Source organism: Cutibacterium namnetense (assembly GCF_001642025.1).
In the GTDB taxonomy this organism is placed as follows: domain Bacteria; phylum Actinomycetota; class Actinomycetes; order Propionibacteriales; family Propionibacteriaceae; genus Cutibacterium; species Cutibacterium namnetense.
Map to the genome: position 1 here is coordinate 337,022 of NZ_LWHO01000001.1, position 20,888 is coordinate 357,909.

The 20,888-nt window shown below is 61.1% G+C and carries 21 protein-coding genes and 1 pseudogene; 14 read left to right on the plus strand and 8 right to left on the minus strand.

Annotation, left to right across the window (positions count from 1 at the left end):
* Positions 1 to 1,467 carry a threonine/serine exporter family protein gene (locus A5483_RS01340; protein ID WP_063810943.1) on the minus strand — a complete coding sequence of 489 codons (1,467 nt, stop codon included), beginning with the start codon at positions 1,465 to 1,467 and terminating at the stop codon, positions 1 to 3.
* 479 nt (positions 1,468 to 1,946) lie between these two features.
* Here A5483_RS01340 and A5483_RS01345 point away from each other — a divergent pair, with 479 nt between their 5' ends.
* From A5483_RS01345 to ileS, 6 genes are all read left to right on the plus strand, one after another.
* Positions 1,947 to 2,747 (plus strand): HAD-IIB family hydrolase, encoded by an 801-nt coding sequence (locus A5483_RS01345; RefSeq protein ID WP_063810789.1) that lies wholly within the window; start codon positions 1,947 to 1,949, stop codon positions 2,745 to 2,747.
* A gap of 9 nt (positions 2,748 to 2,756) precedes the next feature.
* Entirely contained in the window at positions 2,757 to 3,566 is an 810-nt protein-coding gene (locus A5483_RS01350; RefSeq protein ID WP_063810790.1) for a Cof-type HAD-IIB family hydrolase, read from the plus strand.
* Between the two features lie 278 nt (positions 3,567 to 3,844).
* On the plus strand, positions 3,845 to 4,576 hold the full coding sequence (locus A5483_RS01355; RefSeq protein WP_233500960.1) for an ATP-binding cassette domain-containing protein: 732 nt from the start codon (positions 3,845 to 3,847) through the stop codon (positions 4,574 to 4,576).
* Positions 4,577 to 4,626: 50 nt separating this feature from the next.
* On the plus strand, positions 4,627 to 5,778 hold the full coding sequence (locus A5483_RS01360) for a hypothetical protein (protein WP_063810944.1): 1,152 nt from the start codon (positions 4,627 to 4,629) through the stop codon (positions 5,776 to 5,778).
* A gap of 11 nt (positions 5,779 to 5,789) precedes the next feature.
* Positions 5,790 to 6,380: a hypothetical protein gene (locus A5483_RS01365; RefSeq protein WP_063810945.1), complete on the plus strand. Its 591-nt coding sequence runs from the start codon at positions 5,790 to 5,792 to the stop codon at positions 6,378 to 6,380.
* 721 nt (positions 6,381 to 7,101) lie between these two features.
* The gene (gene ileS / locus A5483_RS01370; protein WP_420911584.1) at positions 7,102 to 10,314 is read left to right on the plus strand and encodes an isoleucine--tRNA ligase; all 3,213 of its coding nucleotides are present in this window, start codon (positions 7,102 to 7,104) and stop codon (positions 10,312 to 10,314) included.
* 68 nt (positions 10,315 to 10,382) lie between these two features.
* On the opposite strand, the gene A5483_RS01375 is transcribed toward ileS, so the two are convergent.
* Together A5483_RS01375 and A5483_RS01380 are read right to left on the minus strand one after the other, a co-directional pair.
* Positions 10,383 to 11,150: an ABC transporter permease gene (locus A5483_RS01375; RefSeq protein WP_063810793.1), complete on the minus strand. Its 768-nt coding sequence runs from the start codon at positions 11,148 to 11,150 to the stop codon at positions 10,383 to 10,385.
* The gene (locus A5483_RS01380) at positions 11,147 to 11,965 is read right to left on the minus strand and encodes an ABC transporter ATP-binding protein (RefSeq protein ID WP_002549554.1); all 819 of its coding nucleotides are present in this window, start codon (positions 11,963 to 11,965) and stop codon (positions 11,147 to 11,149) included. The genes A5483_RS01375 and A5483_RS01380 overlap by 4 nt, the downstream gene beginning before the upstream one ends.
* A 160-nt stretch (positions 11,966 to 12,125) precedes the next feature.
* Here A5483_RS01380 and A5483_RS01385 point away from each other — a divergent pair, with 160 nt between their 5' ends.
* Both A5483_RS01385 and A5483_RS01390 read left to right on the plus strand, forming a co-directional pair.
* Positions 12,126 to 13,313 (plus strand): sensor histidine kinase, encoded by a 1,188-nt coding sequence (locus A5483_RS01385; protein ID WP_063810794.1) that lies wholly within the window; start codon positions 12,126 to 12,128, stop codon positions 13,311 to 13,313.
* Complete coding sequence (locus tag A5483_RS01390; protein ID WP_063810795.1) at positions 13,307 to 13,966, plus strand: response regulator; 660 nt, start codon at positions 13,307 to 13,309, stop codon at positions 13,964 to 13,966. The genes A5483_RS01385 and A5483_RS01390 overlap by 7 nt, the downstream gene beginning before the upstream one ends.
* Here A5483_RS01390 and A5483_RS11075 read toward each other — a convergent pair.
* Positions 13,946 to 14,113: pseudogene (locus A5483_RS11075) on the minus strand (Gfo/Idh/MocA family protein); the annotation flags it as partial. The gene A5483_RS01390 and the pseudogene A5483_RS11075 overlap by 21 nt on opposite strands.
* 169 nt (positions 14,114 to 14,282) lie before the next feature.
* Here A5483_RS11075 and A5483_RS01395 point away from each other — a divergent pair.
* From A5483_RS01395 to A5483_RS01405, 3 genes are read left to right on the plus strand one after another with little or no spacing between them, the layout of a single operon-like run.
* Positions 14,283 to 14,582, plus strand: coding sequence for a WhiB family transcriptional regulator (locus A5483_RS01395; RefSeq protein WP_081474464.1), 300 nt, complete (start codon positions 14,283 to 14,285; stop codon positions 14,580 to 14,582).
* Entirely contained in the window at positions 14,579 to 14,752 is a 174-nt protein-coding gene (locus A5483_RS11790; protein WP_002549461.1) for a Sp36 family protein, read from the plus strand. The genes A5483_RS01395 and A5483_RS11790 overlap by 4 nt, the downstream gene beginning before the upstream one ends.
* A complete protein-coding gene (locus tag A5483_RS01405; protein ID WP_002549583.1) occupies positions 14,749 to 15,204 on the plus strand; it encodes a RidA family protein in 456 nt (151 codons plus the stop codon). Before A5483_RS11790 ends, A5483_RS01405 begins: the two co-directional genes overlap by 4 nt.
* 82 nt (positions 15,205 to 15,286) lie before the next feature.
* Here A5483_RS01405 and A5483_RS01410 read toward each other — a convergent pair whose 3' ends face one another.
* Complete coding sequence (locus tag A5483_RS01410) at positions 15,287 to 15,988, minus strand: Crp/Fnr family transcriptional regulator (protein WP_063810946.1); 702 nt, start codon at positions 15,986 to 15,988, stop codon at positions 15,287 to 15,289.
* Between the two features lie 114 nt (positions 15,989 to 16,102).
* Between A5483_RS01410 and nth the strand changes: the two genes are divergently transcribed.
* From nth to A5483_RS01425, 3 genes are all read left to right on the plus strand, one after another.
* Positions 16,103 to 16,831 (plus strand): endonuclease III, encoded by a 729-nt coding sequence (gene nth, locus A5483_RS01415; RefSeq protein WP_081474451.1) that lies wholly within the window; start codon positions 16,103 to 16,105, stop codon positions 16,829 to 16,831.
* Positions 16,828 to 17,415, plus strand: a complete 588-nt coding sequence (locus tag A5483_RS01420; RefSeq protein ID WP_002549569.1) for a TlpA family protein disulfide reductase — start codon at positions 16,828 to 16,830, stop codon at positions 17,413 to 17,415. The genes nth and A5483_RS01420 overlap by 4 nt, the downstream gene beginning before the upstream one ends.
* Before the next feature lie 89 nt (positions 17,416 to 17,504).
* Positions 17,505 to 18,068: an NUDIX hydrolase gene (locus A5483_RS01425; RefSeq protein WP_176607890.1), complete on the plus strand. Its 564-nt coding sequence runs from the start codon at positions 17,505 to 17,507 to the stop codon at positions 18,066 to 18,068.
* An 82-nt stretch (positions 18,069 to 18,150) separates the two neighbouring features.
* Here A5483_RS01425 and A5483_RS01430 read toward each other — a convergent pair whose 3' ends face one another.
* The 3 genes from A5483_RS01430 to A5483_RS01440 all read right to left on the minus strand — a co-directional run bounded on the left by A5483_RS01430 (position 18,151) and on the right by A5483_RS01440 (position 20,847).
* On the minus strand, positions 18,151 to 18,660 hold the full coding sequence (locus tag A5483_RS01430; RefSeq protein WP_063810796.1) for a phage holin family protein: 510 nt from the start codon (positions 18,658 to 18,660) through the stop codon (positions 18,151 to 18,153).
* A 96-nt stretch (positions 18,661 to 18,756) separates the two neighbouring features.
* On the minus strand, positions 18,757 to 20,019 hold the full coding sequence (gene nhaA / locus A5483_RS01435) for a Na+/H+ antiporter NhaA (protein ID WP_042842907.1): 1,263 nt from the start codon (positions 20,017 to 20,019) through the stop codon (positions 18,757 to 18,759).
* A 156-nt stretch (positions 20,020 to 20,175) separates the two neighbouring features.
* Positions 20,176 to 20,847, minus strand: a complete 672-nt coding sequence (locus tag A5483_RS01440; RefSeq protein ID WP_081474452.1) for a class I SAM-dependent methyltransferase — start codon at positions 20,845 to 20,847, stop codon at positions 20,176 to 20,178.
* Between the last annotated feature and the right edge of the window lie 41 nt (positions 20,848 to 20,888).

A 20,888-nucleotide genomic window follows, 5' to 3' on the forward strand; every position in this document is an offset into this window, starting at 1 on the left:
CTACCGCGCCCACGTTCCCGTCATAGTCGGGTCGGTCTCAGCGTTGTTGAGAGCTGGATGGTGCGGATCCACAGGGGGCTGAGACCGCCGGCGGCGCCGCTCACGTGGAACAGCCTGACCAGCACCCCAGGAAGCAAGAGTCGCCAACCGGGACCGCAGATCCTTCGGAAGAGTGAATGGACGAGCCAGCAGTGCGCCGAAGCTGCCACCAACGGCCAGCGCCACTCCCACGAACAGAGCCTCCAGAAAGAGAGCCCACCCGTTGTCTGGGGTGCTGCCAGTCTCGTTCTGCGCATTGACGATCATGTACAAGGCCCGATACATCATGACGCCGGGCATCAGGGGGACGATAGCGATCGTCACCAAACCTAGTTGAGGCACCTTCCAGCGCTTCGCTCCCAGACCTGCGATAAAGCCCGCCACCATCGCTGCAAGTCCTGACGCTGCCGACACAGACCCCGTTAACTGCATGCCGAGGAGGTATCCGGCCCAGGCCGCTGCCCCCAAGGCGGCACAAATCGCCAAGGTGCGATATCCAGCGTGAGATGAGATGCCGAAGGTCACGGCGATGACCGCGGCAGCAACCATCTGGAGAATCGGGTTCGTGGAAAACCCCAAGGAGGGCGAGATGTAACCGGGCACCCGAAGTCTCAGGCCGATCCACATCGCCGTGATGACGCCGAGAATGATGCCACCGGTTTGGACAAACCCTTCCAGAAAACGTCCAGAACTTGTGACGACATAGCCGTCGAGGGCGTCCTGGGAAGCCGCGACGAAGGAGCCACCGGCCAGCAGAGAGACCATTCCGGAGGCGACGATGAGGGACGGAGACAGCGGCAGGGGGTGATCGGAAGCCGCCATATACACCATGACGATGAGGGCGAATGCGGTCGCAATGGCGCCACCGGCCGCCTGGGCAAAGAAATTCGTGATCCGTTTGCGCGCCATCGCCTGCACGGTGACGTCAACGATGCACGTCGAGAAGAAACTCAGCACACCGTCCATGGCGGTACCGCCGAACAGGGTGGATAGCCCTGCCCCCATAAGACCAATGTTCATCGTGACGAACCACTGACGGTACAACCGGGGGCTGCGCGTAATGGCTGCCAAGCGGTCGGCGGCCTCTTCGAGCCCGATCGTCTTGTCACAGATGTCGTCGACGAGCAGCTGCAGTTCACCGAGGCGCTGGTAGTCATTGCACCGGGAACGCACCACCCGCAACGCGGTGATGGGATCCTCGTCCAGTCCACGATGCTGGGTGACGATGACCGAGGTATTCGTGATGTCGATGTGGACCGTCACCCCGTAGGTTGCGGTGATGCGCAGGGCTATCGCGACAGCTTCAGAGGCGGAACCCCCCACCGAGATCGCCATCACCGCGACCCGGGTGACGAGGTCGACGACACGTCGGGCCTGCATGGTAGCCATGTCGGCGTTACCCAAGTTAAGAGTCAAAGTCGGCTCCACCGGCGTCTCGGCGCGAAAAAGTTTCTCCAGCGGGACGCGTCGGGTGCGGTGCGCCTTTGGCGGTCTGGAATGGCGGAATTTGGCTTTGCCATTTTGGGGAGAGATCGTCCCAGAGCGCGTCAAGGGCCACGACGTTGAGAGATTGCGCACCGGGGCCATTCGCGTCGGATTCTCCTCCACCGTCGGGGCCTCGGGAGGGGTGGCGCTCGGCCGTGGCGGGGTAGCGGGCTGGGCGGAGGCCTGGCCGGGGCGGAAAATACGAGCGTCAATGCCGTCAGCAGTACGTGGGATCGGGTCGTCGCTGCGCCAGGAACCTGGACGGTTTCCAGATGCGGATCCGTCACGAGCACCCGACCGCTTTTCCGCCATCTGACACCTTCCTTGCGCCACGCAGGAACGCCCTGCAGGACCATTGTGATGGTCTTTACCGACGGTACCCAAACGGGGACGGATTCGGGACACCTCGATAGGGTGACGGGGTGCTCATTGCGACCGATCTCGACGGAACTTTCCTCAACCCCGATGCCACCGTGTCCCCTCGAAACCGGGCTGCCGTGGCGGCCGCCGAGGCAGCTGGTATTCGCGTCGTTCCGGTAACGGGCCGGGCTATCGGTGGGCTGCGCCTCCTCGGATCGGTCTTTCATCGATATGCCTTGGTCTGCAATGGTGCCGTCGGGGCGGATGTGTCCACCGGCGAGACCCTCTTCACCGAGACGATGTCGGCGCGCACCGTGAAGTCCTACGTCGATCAGCTCACCGCTGAGCTTCCTGGGGTCGTGTTCTGTGCGGAGGTTGGGGATTCCTCGGTCTTCTTCGTCGAGGAGAGCTACGACGAGATTGTCCCCGCCTTCGAGTCTGAGAACGATCCCGCCGAGCACGTTCTCGTTAGCCGTGAGGAGCTGTGCTCTTGCGATGCCGTCAAGCTCATGATCGTGCACCCGACGGTGCCTGCCTCAGACATCTACCAGCTGTCTAGGCGTCTGCGGGTGCCTGGAGTTCACGCCACGTGGGCCGGGTTCACGGTCGCGGAGGCGGGACGAGCCGGCGTGACGAAAGCCAGTGGTCTGGAACGCATCTGCCAGCTCCTCGGGGAGGACCGTGCCAATGTTGTCGCGCTGGGAGACGGGGCTAATGACGTAGAGATGTTGCAGTGGGCCGGTACTTCTTATGCGATGGGCGGCGCCACGCCGGAGGCGATCGCTGCTGCAGACAGGCGCGCTCCGTCCTGTCAAGAGGACGGTTTCGCCGTTGTCGTCGAAGAGTTGCTGGCATCTCGATAATCTCACAGTGTGCTCATCGCAACTGATCTTGACGGAACCCTCCTGACCCCTGACGGCACCATCAGCCCTCGTACTCGCGATGCCATTCGTGCCGCAGAGAAAGCCGGGGTGCCGGTGGTGCCAGTCACCGCACGGCAGATATACGGCATTGAGAAGTGGCGTGACGATCTAGGCCGCTGGGCATTGTGCTCCAACGGCGCCATTTGCTGGGACCTCCAGGCCCGCACCGTGCTCTTTCGTCAACTCATGTCGGCCGCCGTGGCGAACGAGTTCGCCCACCGTCTGCTGGATGCCGCTCCCGGTACGCGCTTCCTGACGATCAAGGACGACGGGTCGACTTTCGCCTCCCAGCGCGGCTATGCCGAGCTGACGACCTTCGCTGACCATTCCCGCGAGCCATCCGACATGCCCGCCCTAGATCTCGACGAGGTGCTGGACGGGGACTGCCTCAAGATGGTCGCCCGCCATCCTGACTTGCCCATCGAGGAACTCGCTGCCCGCGCGGCGAGCGTCGGTATGGCTGACGAGGTGCACGTCACCACCTCGGGCAAGCCCATGCTGGAGATCAGTGCTAGAGGGGTCACTAAAGACTCCGGTTTGTCGATGTTGTGCGATCACCTGGGCATTGACCGGACCGACACCGTGGCTTTCGGTGACGGGGCCAATGACGTAGAGATGCTCGCCTGGGCGGGGGACTCCTACGCCATGGCAAATGCGGTGCCGTTAGCGCTCGCCGCGGCCCGTCACCGGGCGCCGTCGAATGTCGAGGACGGGGTTGCGCAAGTCGTCGAGCAGCTGCTGGCGATGAAAGCACGGTGACGAACGACTCAGAGCCCAAAGTGGCGGTTGACGTAGAGGTACGGCCCCTTCGCAGGCGGGGATCTTAATAGTCGCAGATGTCTTGACAGCAACCAAAGTCTGCAAATATGTTTAGCCGCCGACGGCCCTCCGAACGGCGGCGGGCACTAGGCTACGAGGACTAGCCTCATGAAGAATCCAACGGCTGCAAGCGTGACATTAGCGGTCGCTTGCGTCTGCGTACCCGGATGGGCCACTACGCGGGTGACACTTTCTGTTCGTGATTTCGGGATCCGATGATGACCCAGACACTAAAGCTCGAAGGGGTTCACTTCTCCTATCCACGACGCAAATCCCGGCTTTTCACTGAACTGAACTTGATTCTGGGTGATACGGGGCCGACGGTTCTCTTGGGTCTTAATGGAGCGGGGAAAACTACCCTGCTGCGGCTATGTGCGGGCGAACTTCAGCCGTCGGCGGGGTCAATCGCTGTGGATGGAGGCAAAGATCCTCGCTCTGTTGTGTCTTTGATGCCCCAGCAGATCAGGCCAATTCCTGGGTTCCGGGTGGTTGAGCAAGTAGCGTATTCAGCTTGGCTCGGCGGGTGCAGTTCGTCCCAGAGTGAGAAGCGGGCAATTATGGCGTTAGAGGCAGTCCAATTAGAAGACCGCATGAAGGATAAGCCCAATCAGTTGTCCGGAGGACAGCTGCGTCGAGTTGGTCTGGCTCAAGCTTTGGTAGGAGAACAGCCGATTGTTTTACTCGATGAGCCAACTGCTGGCCTCGACCCAGCGCAGAAGCACGTATTCCGGAATCTGCTCACGGAGCTCGGAGCTACTCGTAACTTTGTGGTGTCCACTCACGACACTTCCGACGTTGACTCAATGTACAACAGGGTCGTAATACTGCATAAGGGACGCATTGCCTATGACGGATCTACCGATGAGTTCCTGATGCATGGTGCGGGATCCTCTCACGCAGCAGAGGCGGCATTTCTCGATGTCGTGGGTGTATCGGAGCAGGCGCGATGACGTGGCGTCTTCTGCTCCGACGGTCTTATGGCGTGCGTCTTTTGCCAGTAATGCTGCTCATGTGGTGGTATGGAGCATTTGGGAACCCTCCGGCGCGCTCAGCTGTTGAGCAAGCTTCCAGTACACTTTATGCATTCATGATGGTTGCGGGGCCTGTCGCGCTGGGCACTTGCTTGGAACTTCGGAGATTTACCGAAGTTGAGATTCTAAAGAGATTATCCAAGCGGTCTCGGCTGAGAATTGTGGCGCCGTGGTGGGCAATTGCTGTTCTTCCCTCTACAATAGCTGTTGGCGTTTTTGTTCTGCTTTCAGGATCCGGGGATCAAATTGCAAAAATGTCGTTGATTGGTGTTGTCTGGATGCTCGCGTGGGGTGTCTTTGGTGCCGTGATTGGAATATCATGGCCATTGGCATTGGCGGCACCGACGGCTCTTTTGACCCCAGTTATTTTCGCTTTGTATGGCCCGGCCGTATCGGTACTGGAATTGAGGTATCTGGTTGGCTATTACATGGGCTGCTGTAATGTGGGGGAGATGCTAGATCCGCAAGTCCTTGCGGCCGGCATGACGATGGCGTGCGGTGTTCTTGTTGTGTCTATGGTGGCGCTTATTGCGAGTAGGCTGCGCCATCATTCAAGTGCCATCGTGACCGTGATCTTGATTATCGGGTTGGTCTCAACAGTGTTAATTGGATTCCGTGAGGTGGAGGGTGTGGGTGCTTTTCCTGCCGTGCCTCGAACTGGGACGCAGACGTGTTTGAAGGATCCCACGGTGTGTACCTGGGATGCGCACGACCTCCAACTGCTGGGGCCCATAGTGCAGAAGGCAGATGCTGCGTGGAGGGCCAACGGGGTTCACGTTCCAAGGGCATACCGGCAGGGCATTGAGCAATCGACTCAAACAACCGTTTGGTGGTCGGCGTCGGCAGAGGATGTGTCTGAATCGGCATTACCCGCACTATCGGCAGTCGCGGACGGCCTGGCTGTTGCTCCATGCCAAGTTCGTCAAGATGAAGTGGAGACCTGGGTGCAAAATGTTCAGGATCGTGTTGTCGCTTGGTTGGTGGAACATTCAGGCATCAAGGTGCAAGACACGGCATTATCCCCAGAGACTCGTGAGTGGTTGAAATCCATCGATCGACTGCCGATCGAGAAGCAGGTCAGCATTATTGAACATGATCGAGCCCGGCTTCGGACATGTTGAGCGGTAATGTGCTGCTGGGCTGGAGAGCCTGGGCTCGAAATCGATCCCTGTTATCTTTGCTTGCAGCGACTGTGGTTTGTTGTGTCCTCATCGGGCTCACTTCCGACGTCATAGTCGCGATCCCCCCGTTTTTGACAGGCAGAGGTGTTGACGTTTCTAACGCCGCCGTGGTTCCCCTGTGCGTGGTCATCGTGCAAGGTTGGTGTCTTTCGCGGCGTGACACCCGGCTGGAGGCAGGATCCGAGCGGCGGACTGCACTTGCCGATTGTCTCTTGTCAACGACGCCGGCCGTCCTTGTTGGAATTTTGGCGTATGTGGGAAATCTCTCCGTCGGAATGGTTGCCACGCGAAATGCTGTCGGATTGTCTGGGGTGACCCTTCTTGCCAACGCACTTGGCGTCAAGAGGCTGTCATCCCTACCTGCGACTATCTGGGTTCTCATGAGTCTATTGGCAGGGAGTACCGCAAGTTTCGAAGCTCCGTGGTCTTGGCCGGTGAAGGATCGCACAGATGTACTGTCTGCAGTGCTTTCAGTGGCTCTCTGCCTTCTAGGGATCTCTGCCTCGCTGGTTAAGCCCCGCCCGTGGCGTAATCGTGGGTGATCCTCATATGCGAGGTCAACTGACCAGTGTGGGCAGGTGGAGTCCCGCCGGCACACGAGCATGATGGTGAGGCGGGACCATCGAGACGGGAACGAGCAACACCTCAAGCACACTTGGGTGTTCTTTTTCATGTCAACCTAGCTCGTGTCACCCATGACTGAAGACGTCTAGGACGCCGGATACCCACGGTGGCTATTACCGCGCACAGAGCATCTCAGCGGTCCGTTGTTGACTCTGAAACCTGATTGCCACCGGTGCGTGGGGTAAACGTCGATCAAGTGTTTACGGGCGGGCCGGGGGAGCTTCCAGGTGTGTGGCATTTCGGTAGGTGATGGTCGTTCCTGCCGTCTGTGGTGGCAACAATGCCGTAGAGCGACATCATTGCCACCGTGCCCGGAGACCCGCCACAGTTTTCTCCAGTTGGAGTAGGATGCTTGCGACCGCAAGGCAGTGATGGGGCGATCACCCCGGAGTCGCTGGAAGAACGGGCGAGTGCATACACCGCCTCAGTAGAACCAGCAGCGATCGACTAACCAAGAGGCCGGCGTCGGTGACGTCGTGCAAGGAGGGTGGTACCGCGGGTACCCGGAGAATCCGGTGTGCTCGTCCCTCGGTGACCCGAGACGAAGGACCACCCGCTGCGATGACCGATGTGAACCCAGTTCGCTCCGACAACTGCCGGCAGTACAACAACGTGCCGCCACAGATTGACCTGCCCGCGATGGACCACGAGATCATTGATCTGTGGGCCCGTCAGCACACTTTCGACAAGACCTTGGAAGCCACCAAGAATGGCCAGCCATGGACCTTTTTTGAGGGCCCCCCGACCGCTAACGGGCAGCCAGGCACCCACCACGTTGAGGCCCGAGTCTTTAAGGACATCTTCCCGCGTTTCAAAACGATGCAGGGGTTCCGCGTCGACCGCAAGGCAGGCTGGGACTGCCACGGTCTGCCCGTTGAACTAGCCGTCGAGAAAGAGCTCGGATTCTCCGGTAAACCCGACATCGAAAAGTACGGCGTCGAGCCCTTCAATGCCAAGTGCCGCGAGTCCGTTACCCGCCACGTCGACGCCTTCAGTGAACTCACCCAGCGAATGGGCTACTGGGTCAATATGGATGAGGCGTATTGGACGATGAACCCGTCCTACGTCGAGTCGGTGTGGTGGGGGCTCAAGCGGATCTGGGATAAGGGTCTGCTCGGCGAGGACCACCGCGTGGCTCCGTACTGCCCGCGCTGCGGCACCACCCTGTCCGACCATGAGCTGGCCCAGGGCTATCAGGACGACCGCGACCCGTCGATCTATGTGCGGTTCCCGGTGACGTCGGGCCCGCTGGCTGGACGCGCCAAGCTGCTGGTATGGACGACCACCCCATGGACCCTCGTCTCGAACACTGCCGTCGCCGTCCACCCCGAAGTGCGATACGTCGTCGCCCACCAAGACCCGGTTCCGGAAGGGTCTGACGCCATCGCCACTGCCTCCGCAGACGACCCGGCCTCCCAGGACCTCATCATCGCTGAGCCACTGTTCGAAAAAGTGCTGGGTGAGGGGTGGAGTCTCACCGGCGAGTCTTTCCTGGGCTCGCAGATGGAGTTTTGGACCTACGAGCGTCCTTACGACTTCCTGGAGTGGCCAAAGACTGAGCGGGTGACGGTTGATGGGCGTCCCACCCCTGCTGACGCAAACTTCGTCATCCTGGCCGACTACGTCACCGTCGAGGATGGCACCGGACTGGTGCATCAGGCCCCGGCCTTTGGCGCTGACGACCTGCAAACCTGCCGCCGCTATGGGTTGCCGTTGGTCAACCCGATTCGTCCCGACGGCACTTTTGAGGAGTCCGTGCCACTGGTGGGAGGCAAGTTCTTCAAAACTGCCGATAAGCCGTTGTGCGAGGACCTCGATAGGCGCGGAATTCTCTTCCGCCTTGAGATGCACTGGCACTCTTACCCGCACTGCTGGCGCTGTGACACGCACCTCATCTACTACGCCCAGCCTTCGTGGTATATCCGCACCACGAAGGTTAAGGAGCAACTGCTGGCCCAGAACGAGGGCACCACGTGGTATCCCGAGACGATCAAGCATGGCCGGTTTGGTGACTGGCTAGAGAACAACATCGACTGGGCCGTCAGCCGGTCGCGCTACTGGGGTACCCCGTTGCCGTTGTGGCGCAACGACGACGATCGCTCCGACGTCATCTGCGTGGAGTCGCTGGCCGAGTTATCCCAGTACGTCGGGCGTGACCTCACCGGGATGGATCCGCATCGTCCGTTCATTGACGAGGTGACCTTCACCCGAGATGGCCATACCTATCACCGGGTGCCCGAGGTAGCCGACGCCTGGCTCGATTCGGGCTCGATGCCCTTCGCCCAGTGGGGATACCCGCATGTGCCAGGCTCGAAGGAGAAGTTCGAGTCCCATTACCCAGGTGATTTCATCTGTGAGGCTATCGACCAGACCCGCGGCTGGTTTTACACCATGATGGCCGTCGGAACCTTGGTATTTGACGAGTCCTCGTACCGCAACGTGCTGTGCCTGGGCCACATCCTGGCCGAGGATGGCCGCAAGATGAGCAAACACTTGGGCAATATCTTGCTGCCCATCCCGCTCATGGACTCCCATGGTGCCGACGCGCTGCGCTGGTTCATGGCCGCTGACGGTTCCCCGTGGAGTGCGCGGCGCGTCGGTGACGAGACCATCCAGGAGACAGTCCGCAAGGTTCTGCTGACGTATTGGAACACCGTGAGCTTCCAGGCCCTCTACGCTCGCGCCAACGGGTGGTCTCCAGCAATGGCCACGGAGACAGACTTGCAGCGCGATGTCGTTCCCCCCGCTGTAGCAGAGCGTCACGTTCTGGACCGCTGGCTCGTCAGTGCCACTAACGTGCTGGTGCGCGACGTCACCGCGGCATTGAACAATTTCGACACCCAGCGCGTCGGCAACCTCATCGCCCAGTTCGTCGATGAGCTGTCGAACTGGTACGTGCGCCGCTCCCGCCGTCGTTTCTGGGACGGCGATGAGGGCGCCCTGTGGACCCTGCACGAGACCCTCGAGACTCTCACAAAGCTGATGGCCCCGATGGTTCCGTTTATCACCGAGCGGGTCTGGCAGGACCTCTTCGTGACAACGAATCCGCAAGGCCCGGAGTCGGTCCATCTGGCGAGCTGGCCGGTGGCTGACGATTCAGTCATTGACGAGTCGCTGTCCGAGTCGATGGACCTGGCCCGACGCGTCGTCGAGCTGGGCCGCGGTGCTCGTGCTGAGGCCAAAGCCAAGATCCGCCAGCCCTTGTCTCGCGCCCTCATTTCTAGTGCTGCCTTGGCCAAACTGGGCGAGGAACTGCAGGCTGAGATCCGCTCCGAGCTCAACGTTCAGGCCCTGGAGTCCTTCACTGCGGCTGGCGACCTCGTCGATCACTGCGCGAAGGGCAATTTCCGGGCGTTGGGCAAGAAATATGCTAAAGCCACCCCGAAGGTGGCCGTCGCTATTACCGCTGCTGATCCCGAGTGGCTTGCCGCTGAACTGGCCACCAGTGGGTCCGTCGAACTAGACGTACCAGAGGTCGAGGGGGGTAGGGCCGTCGTGACCGCTGACGACGTGATCGTCTCCGAGCGCCCTCGGGAAGGCTGGAGCGTCGTCAACGAGCAGGGCGAAACCGTCGCTCTCGATCTGGAGATCACCCCCGAGTTGGCCCGCGCTGGGCAGGCCCGTGAGGTCATCCGCTTCATTCAGGACAGCCGTAAGAAGGCTGGACTCGAGGTCTCCGATCGGATCAGCTTGTCCTGGCAGGCTGACGGGGAGCTAGCTGAGGCCATTGCGGAGCATCTCGACGAGATCGCCAGCGAGGTGCTCGCCACCACGTTCAACCGCGGTGAAGCTGATGACGAGTGGTTCCGTGACGGGGGCCTCGGTTTGGCTGTGAAGATCGAGAAGGTTTGAGTTGAAGTCCAGTCATTTTGACCGAGTAATCACGGTCAAAATGACTGGACTACGAAGGTGTGTCTGAGTCACGGCTCGCGCACATGCTGACGCCACAGTCCAATGATGACCGGCAGGACGATCCACAGCGCTGTGCTGGTAGCTAGATGGCCCCATTCGACGCCGTGGATGGTCCCTGCGGCTAATGGTGTCCCCGCCTGGAAGTAATTGATCCACGGGGTGATGGCACGAAGCTGTTTGATGATGGTGGCCATAGGTAAGACCGTCGTCGGGACGAGCAGTATCACGATGATCGCGGCGGGTGCGTTGAGGAACGCTAGGCCCAGAGCGAAGCCGACGAGGACGTAGATGAGGGTGGTAGCGGTGGCACCGAGCAACGCCTTCCAATTGGCTCCGATAAGGGTTACGGAGGGTTGGAAGGTCGTAGCGACCAGCCATGAGATTCCTGTCAGGACGAGAACCAGTACGGTGGCGACGACCGAAGCTGCTGCGGCGACGATCCCCTGGGCGGCGGCCACCAAGTGGCGTCGTGGCGTCATGACAAAGGTCGTCAGCGCGGTTCGATGACTCCACTCGGCAGTGACCATGAGAATGGCAACGACGGGCAGCAGCGCGTTGACGGGCATGGCGGGGAAGAAGACCAGGCTCGGCCACGAAACCGTACCGGAGCGGACCTGGGTCACCGCCCATCCGCTCACGCCGGCGATGATCAAACTGAGAGCAGCGGTGATGGACAGCAGCCACACGCTTGCCCGGGTGTCGACGAGCTTGCGGGTTTCAGCGATGATGAGGTTTCCGAAGGATGCTTTTCCGTTGGCGGTCCCGATGTCAGTCATGCTGCCTGTCCTGTCTGTGGGGAGCCCTGCTGGGCGCGGCTGGTCGGTGTGGTGAGTTCGAAGAAGGTGTCCTCGAGGTTTTCGTGGCGGGCGGTGAGGTTGGCCAAGGTGTCGTCGGCGACGATGCGTCCCGAGCCGATCATGACGACCCGGTCAGCAATGAGCTGTACCTCGTGGAGTAGGTGGGAACTCAGCAGGACAGCCCCGCCACGGTCGGCGAAGTCGCGCAACAAAGTACGCATCCAGCGGATGCCCTGGGGATCTAGACCGTTGGCGGGTTCATCAAGGATGAGGGTCCTGGGGTTACCCAACAGGGCTACAGCGACCCCGAGGCGCTGCCTCATGCCAAGTGAATAGGCACCGACTCGGCGACGAGCCTCGGCCTGGGTGAGACCGACCAGCTCAAGGACCTCGTCGATCCTGGCTCGGGGCGTGCCGATGACTGTCGCTGCGGTGATGAGGGTCTCGCGTCCAGTGCGGCCCGGATGCATGGCCGAGGCATCGAGCAGGACACCGATCCGAAATGCCGGGTTGGACAGGGTGACGAAAGGTCGCCCAAAAACGGTGGCTGTACCCGAGGTCGGCTGGGACAGACCAACGATGCATTTTAGGGTGGTCGACTTACCTGCCCCGTTGGGGCCGAGGAATCCGGTGACCGACCCGGCTTCGACGCCGAAGGATACGTCATCAACGGCGGTGAGCCGGCCGTATTTTTTGGTGAGGTGTGAAACCGTGATCATGGTTGAAATACCACTCCAGCCAGCCGGGCGGGTGCCAGTGGTGAAGGTCTGGGTTCGATGGTTCTGTCGAACCATGTGGTATCGACTAAGGTCGACGGCGACGATCCGAAGGTCGAAATGCGGGATTGGTGCGCGCGGCTGACGATGTTGCGTCCGTAATCTGGGTAGGTACCCGATCTTGCTATTGCCCGATCAGTCCAGTCATATTCCCGCCATTCGGAGGAGAACCGAGGCCATGGTCGATGTTGGCATTCGTCTAGATGCCCGTTGGCGTCCGGTATCCCGGTGGGGTCTGGTGTGCCGTTACGGGGCGTCTGTGCTCGGTTGGTTTGCTGGCTTCTCGGATGTTTCGAGACTGCCGTGGTGGCACACGACCCTCGACCTGGTCGTGGGGGCCGCGGCCATATTCGTTATGAGGTGGCGGCGTCAGCGGCCACTCTTGGTGTGTTGGGCCGTTGTGGTGGCGGCGATCTGGTGCGTCTCGGTGAATGTCGTTGCAGTGTGGGCCCTGATGAGTTTGGCGACTCATCGACGCTGGCGTCAGATCACTGCCGTCTCGGTGGTCGGAATTGTCGCTGCGCTGTTCATGGGGTGGAGCAGGGATGGCCAAGGAGCGATCGCCCTCATCGAGGGTCACCGGTGGAATCACCTTATCGGGGCCATCGTTTTGTGGGTCCTGTCGGTGGGCATCATGGTTGCCATCGGTGTGTCGATCGGCGCGCGACGTGACCTCGTCGCCAGCCTCGAGGAGCGTGCCGAGACAGCCGAGCGAGAGCAGGAGTTGCGCGTGCTGGCTGGTCAACAGGCCGAACGCAACCGGATCGCCTGCGAAATGCATGACGTTTTGGCCCATCGGCTCAGCCTGATTTCAATGCATGCCGGGGCCTTGTCCTGGCGAGACGACCTGGGGTCAGAAGAGACTCAGCAGATCGCTGCGACAATCCGAGAAAATGCCCACGACAGTCTCGAAGAGTTGCGCGCCATGCTGGGCACCTTGCGGGGTTCAGACATCTCGGGGTCACCCGATAAGCCACAGCCGACCGTCGCCGACTTTCCGCAACTCGTCGACGAGGCCAGGTTTGGTGGGCAGCAGGTGCGAGTTCACCAGCAGACGGACTCCTTCAACGGTTTGCCGACGGCAGTGGGCAGGCACGCCTACCGCGTCATCCAAGAGGGTCTGACCAATGCCCGCAAACATGCTCCCGACTGTGCCGTAGACGTCACTATTTCGGGTGGGCCTGGTCAGGGGCTGGGCGTCGTCGTTTCGAATCCCCTTCCCGCGACGGCTCCGAATCATCCGATACCAGGTTCGGGTGCCGGGCTGGAAGGATTGCGTCAACGAGCCGAGATGGTCGCCGGAAAGATCAGTGCCGGTGCTACCAACGACGGCCGATTCGAGCTGAAGGTGTGGTTCCCGTGGTGACGATCCTCATCGTTGATGACGACCCCTTGGTCCGGGCCGGACTACGGCTTATCCTCGGCGGGTCACCATCCTTGCAGGTTGTCGGGGAGGGATCTGACGGTGACGAGGCAGTCGACCTCGTCACCGAGCATCGGCCCGACGTCGTCCTCATGGACATCCGTATGCCTCGTGTCGATGGGCTCGAGGCGACTCGACGCTTGCAGGCCTTGCCTGAACCTCCAAGGATCATCGTCCTGACGACGTTCGACTCCGACGACCTGGTGCTGCGAGCGTTGACCGTAGGGGCGGACGGTTTTCTCCTCAAGGACACGCCGCCGCCGCGGATGGTCGAGGCTATCTTGCAGGTTGCGGCTGGCGAGCAGGCACTGTCGCCGAGCGTGGTCTCCCAGGTCATTAAGCTGGCGACGCGTTCGGCCAACTCATCGCGTCAGGACAGCGCTCGTCGACTTCTGGAGGAACTTACCGAGCGCGAGCGTGCCGTGGCCCTGGCCGTTGGACAGGGGTTGACCAACGCGCAGATCGCTAAACAGGAGTACCTATCGGTTGCTACCGTCAAGGCGCAGATTACGCGAATCCATGGGAAGCTCGGGGTGACCAACCGCGTGCAGGTGGCGTTGATCATCCATGACGCTAACCTCGGTGAGCTCTCCTAAAAAACGAATGGCGAAATCGAGAGCGTAGACGCCGAAGTCTAGGGTCACTCCACCCCCCAGCGTGGGGGAGAAAAGACGGTCCTCAGGGTCATAATCGCGCAGGGCGAACAGGTTTTCCTGCGTGCCCGTCGGCTCGCCAACCGCGCCACTGCTGGCGGTGGCGATCATGTCCGCATAGGAATCATCAGCTTCAGGGCGGGGATAACTGGGTTTTGAGCAACCGGACCGGCAAAGGCATCGGCGTGGTCCACTGCGCAGCCAGTTCGCTAATTTTGTCCCTTGTCAAAAGACATCCGTATCGCGTACCGTGAAGTTCGTGGGAAGCAATGAAGCTGACGATTGGACACTCCAGGCAAATTGCCGCGGTATGGCAGATGCCCTCTTCCCGGACGGAAAAGAGCAGCGCCGAGCTAGGCGTATTTGCGCTGACTGTCGCGTCCGTCCGGAATGCCTTGCTGAGGCCTTGGATAACCGGCTTGAGTGGGGAGTATGGGGCGGCATGACCGAACGTGAGAGGCGACGCCTGCTGCGTGAACGTCCAGACGTGACGAGCTGGCACGACGTGCTGCTGACCGACCAGGGAACTCTGACGAAAGCGGCTAGGGTGAAGTCATGACCCGATGGGAGTACTTCACAGCACCGATTCTCGTGCACGCCTCGCAGCAGATCCTCAATAATTTCGGAGCCGACGGCTGGGAACTTGTCCAGATCGTCCCCGGCCCCAACCCCGAGTCGCTAGTGGGTTATTTCAAACGCCCGCTGCCTGATCAGGAGCAGTCCCGATGAGCGCCACAACGAGGTGTGCCGAGTTGGGGATTACTCTTCCCCCAGTTGCGGCCCCGGTAGCCGATTACGTGCCGGCCATTCAGACCGGATCACAGATTCTTACCTCGGGTCAGTTGCCCTTCGTTGACGGCGAATTGACTGTCGCCGGCAAGGTGGGAGACACCGTTTCCGCTGAGCAGGCCGCTGAGGCCGCTCGCGCCGCTGCTCTCAACGCCATCGCAGCTGCGGCTGACGTGGCCGGTGGTCTGGACGCCATTAAGCGGGTCGTTCGGGTGGTCGTCTTCGTCAACTCCGCCCCGGACTTCACCGGTCAGGCTGCGGTAGCCAACGGTGCCTCTCAGCTACTTGGTCAGGTCTTTGGTGAACATGGCCGTCACGCCCGCAGCGCCGTCGGGGTGGCCACCCTGCCGCTCGGATCGGCAGTTGAGGTCGAACTGACCGTCGAAGTCTGATCTGGGTTATTCCAGAACAATAACTGGGGGGCTAGGTGTCAACGCCTGGCCCCCAAACTCATCGGTCTGGGGTCTTGCGAATTCAGTTGGCTCGGGAAGCTAATTTCTCCGGCTCCATGATGGTGACAACCTTGGGCCGCGCCGCGATCCATCCACGCGTGGCGAAGTCAGTCAGCGCCTTGTTGACGGTCTCTCGGGAGGAGCCGACGGCCTGGGCGAGCTCATGCTGGGTGAGGTCGTGACGCACCACGATGTGCCCAGTCGACGGGTTCTCGGTACCGAAGCGTCGCGCCAGGTCGAGCAAGGTGTACGCCAACCGGCTTGGGACGTCACCAGAGACAAAATGGGCGGTGTTGTCGTCGGCTCGCCGCAGGCGTTCCGACAGCCTTCCCAACATAGTCAAGGCGACGTCGTGACGGCCCTTAACGAGCTCGAGCATGTGCGCTCCCGGAGCCTTGAGCAGGCTACAACGGGTGAGAGTAGTGGCCGTCGTGGAGCGGGTTCCGCCGTCAACCAGCGACAGTTCCCCAAACATGTCACCGGGGCCCATAAGCCACAGCAGAGAGTCGCGGGGAGTGAGATCTTCGGCAGTTGTGGATCGGGTGAGCTTCACCTTTCCCTCGATAACGAGGTACAGGTTGTCAGCCGGGTTTCCGGCCTCGAAGATCACCGTATTTCGCGGGCAGACTAACGTCTCGCACATGGCCATGATTCGGGCGGCCGAGGCGGGCCCGAGAGTTGCGAAAAACGGTTGGGTCGTCGCTGTTGCCACCACATCTGCCATCCGAAAATCTCCCTCATGAACACCTGCATTGTTCGACCATTCGTTGCCGAGCATGTGCCTACATTGTGGCAGGTGTCACATTCTGTAATGACACCGGGCTCCGATTCTCCTCCTATGCTTAAACACATGGCAGCATCCCCTATCGCTTCCCGACCTCAACGGGAGGATTGCCGAGCCTGCGCCGATGAGGTGGAAGCACTCCTTAGCAAGGCTTATCCAGATGCGCGCTGCGAGTTGAATTACGACGGGCCGTACCAACTGCTCGTTGCCACCGTGTTGTCGGCCCAGACGACGGATCGGCGAGTCAATACCGTCACACCCACGTTGTTCAACCGTTGGCCTGACCCCCAGGCATTAGCGGGTGCGGACATTGGCGAGGTCCAGGCAATAGTGGCCCCGCTGGGATTTGGACCTACTCGAGCAGTGCGCCTTGTGTCGATGGCCGCAAAGCTCGTCGATAATTTTGACGGCGTCATCCCCGACGATCTCGACTCTCTGGTGACCCTGCCCGGAGTTGGCCGCAAGACCGCCAATGTCGTCTTGGGTAATGCTTTCGGGGTCCCCGGAATCACCCCTGACACCCATGTCATGCGGGTGTCTCGACGTCTAGGTTGGACCGACGCGAATACCCCCGCCAAGGTGGAAACTGACCTGGCTGAACTCTTTGACCCGTCCGAATGGGTGATGTTGTGCCACCGCCTCATCTGGCACGGACGCCGGTGCTGTCACTCCCGGCGCCCTGCTTGCGGGGTGTGCCCGGTCGCCGAGTGGTGCCCCTCTTTCGGGGCAGGGCCGACCGACCCTGAAGAGGCCGCCAAGCTAGTCCGGGAGCCGCGCCGATGAAGGGAATGAAGGTTCTTGGCGCGGCGCTGGTCGCCGTCATGTTTGCTGGCTGCGGGGGAGACGCAGACATGGCTAACCAGCGCAAGAATGCCGGGATACCAGGATGCTCGCAGCTGCCGTCGGGGCCAATCGCGAAAAGTTCCGGGACGGCTACGGAGGGTCAGCCGATGCCCGATCACGGCCTGCGCTGCCTTGGCGAAGGGCCGACGATCTCCATGTCCCGGGCGACGTCGAAGGGCGTGACCGTCGTGACGATCTGGGCGTCATGGTGTCGGCCATGTCGCAGTGAGGCTCCGCTCATCGCAACGGCATACCGCAAGTATCACGACCGGGTGCACTTCCTCGGGGTCGACTACGCCGAATCTGACGCATCCGAGGCCATCTCGTTTGCGGGTGACGCGGGTCTGACCTTCCCTCACCTCCAGGATCCCGACAGCACTATCCAGGGCGCTTGGCAGATCAGTGGGGTGCCCGTCACCTTCATCGTGCGCGACGGAACCATCGTCACCCGCCACAGTGGCCGGTGGCGTTCCCAGCGGGAGCTTGACCGTGCTATCGACAAAGCCATTGAGACAACGCCATGAGTCACCTAAGTACTCTCATCGCCAGTCTCGGCCATGACGACCCTGATTTCTCAGTGGGCCGACGACCTGGCAGCGGACGGTCATCGGCGGTGTTAGCCCTTGTCAGTGAGGTAGACAACGATATTGTCCTGACTCGACGACCGCTGTCCTTGCGCCATCACGCGGGCCAAGTAGCCCTACCTGGAGGTCGGGCCGAGGACACCGACGAGACGATCGTCGATACCGCACTACGGGAGGCCCACGAGGAGGTGGGACTGGACGGACGACTCGTGACCGTCAAGGGAGTGCTGCCGGCTGCCCACGTGGCTGCAAGCAGTTCTGATGTCACCACCGTCGTCGCCACTTGGAGTGGGGCAGGGACAGTCGGGATCGTGGATCCTGCCGAGGTGGCCATGGTGCACCGGGTGAGACTGGCTGATCTGGCAAATCCGGCGGCTCGCGCCACCACGCGTCACCCCTCGGGGCATCGCGGTCCGGCGTTCATTCTGCCCGACCTATTCGTGTGGGGATTCACCGCGCACGTTCTCGACGCTTTGCTGGATCGCGGCGGATGGTCTCGACCGTGGGACCGGGAGCGCATGGTGAAGATTCCGGAGGGATATCTGGGAGCCTCACACCTGCCGGAGCCGACGACGCCACATGACATTCCTTGAGGTGCGGGCTTTTTCAGGCCGTGACGGCCGATAAATGCGATGGCCCTCCCACACTGTTGTAGGAGGGCCTCAACAGTGTGGCTCAGTCGCGGGTAGCTGTGGCGCCGCCGGCTACCGGAGCGGCCTGGGAAGAAGCTTCGTTGGCGTCGATGCTGTGACGGGCAGTGGCGTTGTACTTGCCGCGGGCGACGGCAGACTTGACGGCCTCAAGGGTCGACTTAGCCTCGTCAACGACGCCCGTCGGAGCCTTCACCTGGGAGATCTGGCCCTTGCCGACCAGGGCGAGGATGCCAGCCAGGATGAACAGGACGACAGCCATCGTCGCGAAGCCGACGACCAGGGAGAGCAGGATGTCCCACCCGCCAATGTGCTGCCACATGAAGGAGAAGGCAAAAGCACCGCACAACCACAGCACCGATGCGCCGACGATGCCGAAGTAACCAGCGCCTCCAAACATGCCGGCACCAATCCCGGCGTGCTTAGCAGCAGGCTTAATCTCCGCCGTCACTAACGCCTTGGAGTCCTGGACGAATTTCTGGCTGTCTGTCTTGAGGTTGTCGATCGTGTCGCCAACCGGGAGCTTGTCTGCCATGGGATGCCTCCGCGTTATGAATGTGGTGATCTCAGCCTAACCGGAATCGGCTCGGTCTGCTGTATTCGGGTTGAGTTGTTGTCAAGGGAGCTGGCCTCAGTCGGTGGAGCTGCCGGCAGCTACCGGAACATCATGGGGATGCTTGGCATTCCATATGGCGTGTCTCTTGCCGCGATGGCGCAACATGCCACCACCGACGACGGCTGCCAAGAAGGAAGCTACGAGCACAGAAGCCTTGGCTTCGTCCGCGAACTCATGACTCTTCGGGAAGGAGAGGTCGGTCATGAGCATCGACACGGTGAATCCGATGCCTGCCAACATCGCTACCGCGATGATGTCGCGCCACACGACGCCGCGCCCCAACTCAGCCGAGGTGAATCGGGCAGTGAGCCAGGAGCCGAAGGTGATACCGATGGTCTTGCCGAGGATGAGTCCGCAGATGATTCCCAGCGAGATCGGATGAGTCCACAGGGCCAGGAACATCCTCCCGTTGACTTGGACACCAGCGCTCATCAGGGCGAAAAAAGGGACGACGGCACCGGCCGACCATGGCTCCACCGTGTGCTGCCAGCGGTCAACAGGGTCGTCGAGGACGTCCTCCTCGGTGCGGGTCAGGAGGCCGAAAGCGACGCCGGCGATGGTGGCGTGGACGCCGGAGTGCAGCATGCACCACCACCCAACGATGAAGATCGGCACGTACCACCATCCGTTATCGAGGTGGAAGTGCTGCAGTACTCCCCATAGGGCGATGCAGGCTATCGCACCGGCGAGCCACCAGATGTCTAGCCCTTCGGAAAAAAAGACCGCGATCACAATGATCGAGCCGAGGTCATCGGCAATGGCCAAGGTGAGTAGGAAGGCGCGTACTGCCTGTGGCAAGCCTGCCCCGACGATGGCTAGTACCGCCAAGGCGAACGCAATGTCGGTTGCCATCGGGATGGCCCAACCTGCCGGATGTCCACTGGAGGTCAGCACGTTGAACAACGTGTAGATGCCGGCAGGAAACACCATTCCGCAGACGGCGGCAGTGATGGGGACTAGTGCGTCGGCGGGTCGCGATAGCGAACCTTCAACGAACTCTCGTTTGAGCTCTAGGCCTGCGATGAAGAAGAAGACCGTCAGGAGGCCGTCAGCCGCCCACTGCTCAATCGTGAGAGGACCAAGAGTTAGCTCACGGAAGAAGTGGTACGAGGAGTGATCAAGATTGGCCCACAAGAGGGCTGCGACGGTGGCTGCCAGCATCAGCATGCCACCGGTGGTCTCGTTTCGGAGGATATCGGACAGGTGAAGGGCGTTAGGGCCTGTTACCGGTCGTAGGATGCTCTTGCGAGGCCGCTTGTTCTTGTGGGAATCCGTCATGAATGCCTTTCGGGTACCCGTGGCATGGGCGCAGTGGGATAGAGGACAAAGCCACGCCGACCAGACTTCCCGGCACACCTTGTTATAAAACATACCAAATGGGTGTGACGTCACCGATCGGCGTTCACGTGGTGAACGGGAACGGTATAAGCGGGCTCAGAGCGTAATCGTCAGGCCGTCGTCATGGGGACGAATAGGGGTGGTGAGCTCATCGTGGTCGACCCAGGCTCGCCAGCATTCAAGCTGATAGGGCAGACGCAACCCGCTAGTCCCGGCAGAATCGTCGGCGAGTGCGGCAACCTGTGTGAGCAAGTTGGAGCGGGCGTCAGAGCCGAGGGCCCGGACCGCCGGTCGGGCTGCGGCCATGGCGATGAGAGAGTCCCGGTCGACCGGCACCCACAGACGCTTGGTGGTGTGCTCGTCCTCCGGGAAGTACTTGCTGGAGATGAGCTCATGTACTGACTCGGTGCCATAGTCACCGCTCATGGCATTTTCATCGACGGTGCGCAGCAGCGCCGCAAGCCGCTTAACCCACGGGACGGTGTCATCGCGTACCAGCCAGGAGACGCCGAGGACACTGTCCGGGCGCAGGACGCGGGCGATTTCGGGCAAGACGAGACCGGGGGCCAATTCGTGAAAGCTCTGGTGCACCAAGACAGCGTCGAAGCTGGCGGGATTAAGAGGTAACGATTCAGGAGACCCGCAGACAGCCATGACGCCAGGGATGCGGTTGAGTTTCGCTGCGGTGTCGGGATCGCGATGAACGGCTAGGACGTCAGCCCCGTGAGAGGCAACGGCTCGGCAATGGGCGACGGTCGGGCACAGCACGATGACTCGACTGCTTGGGTCCACATGTCCGGCAGTCAGCC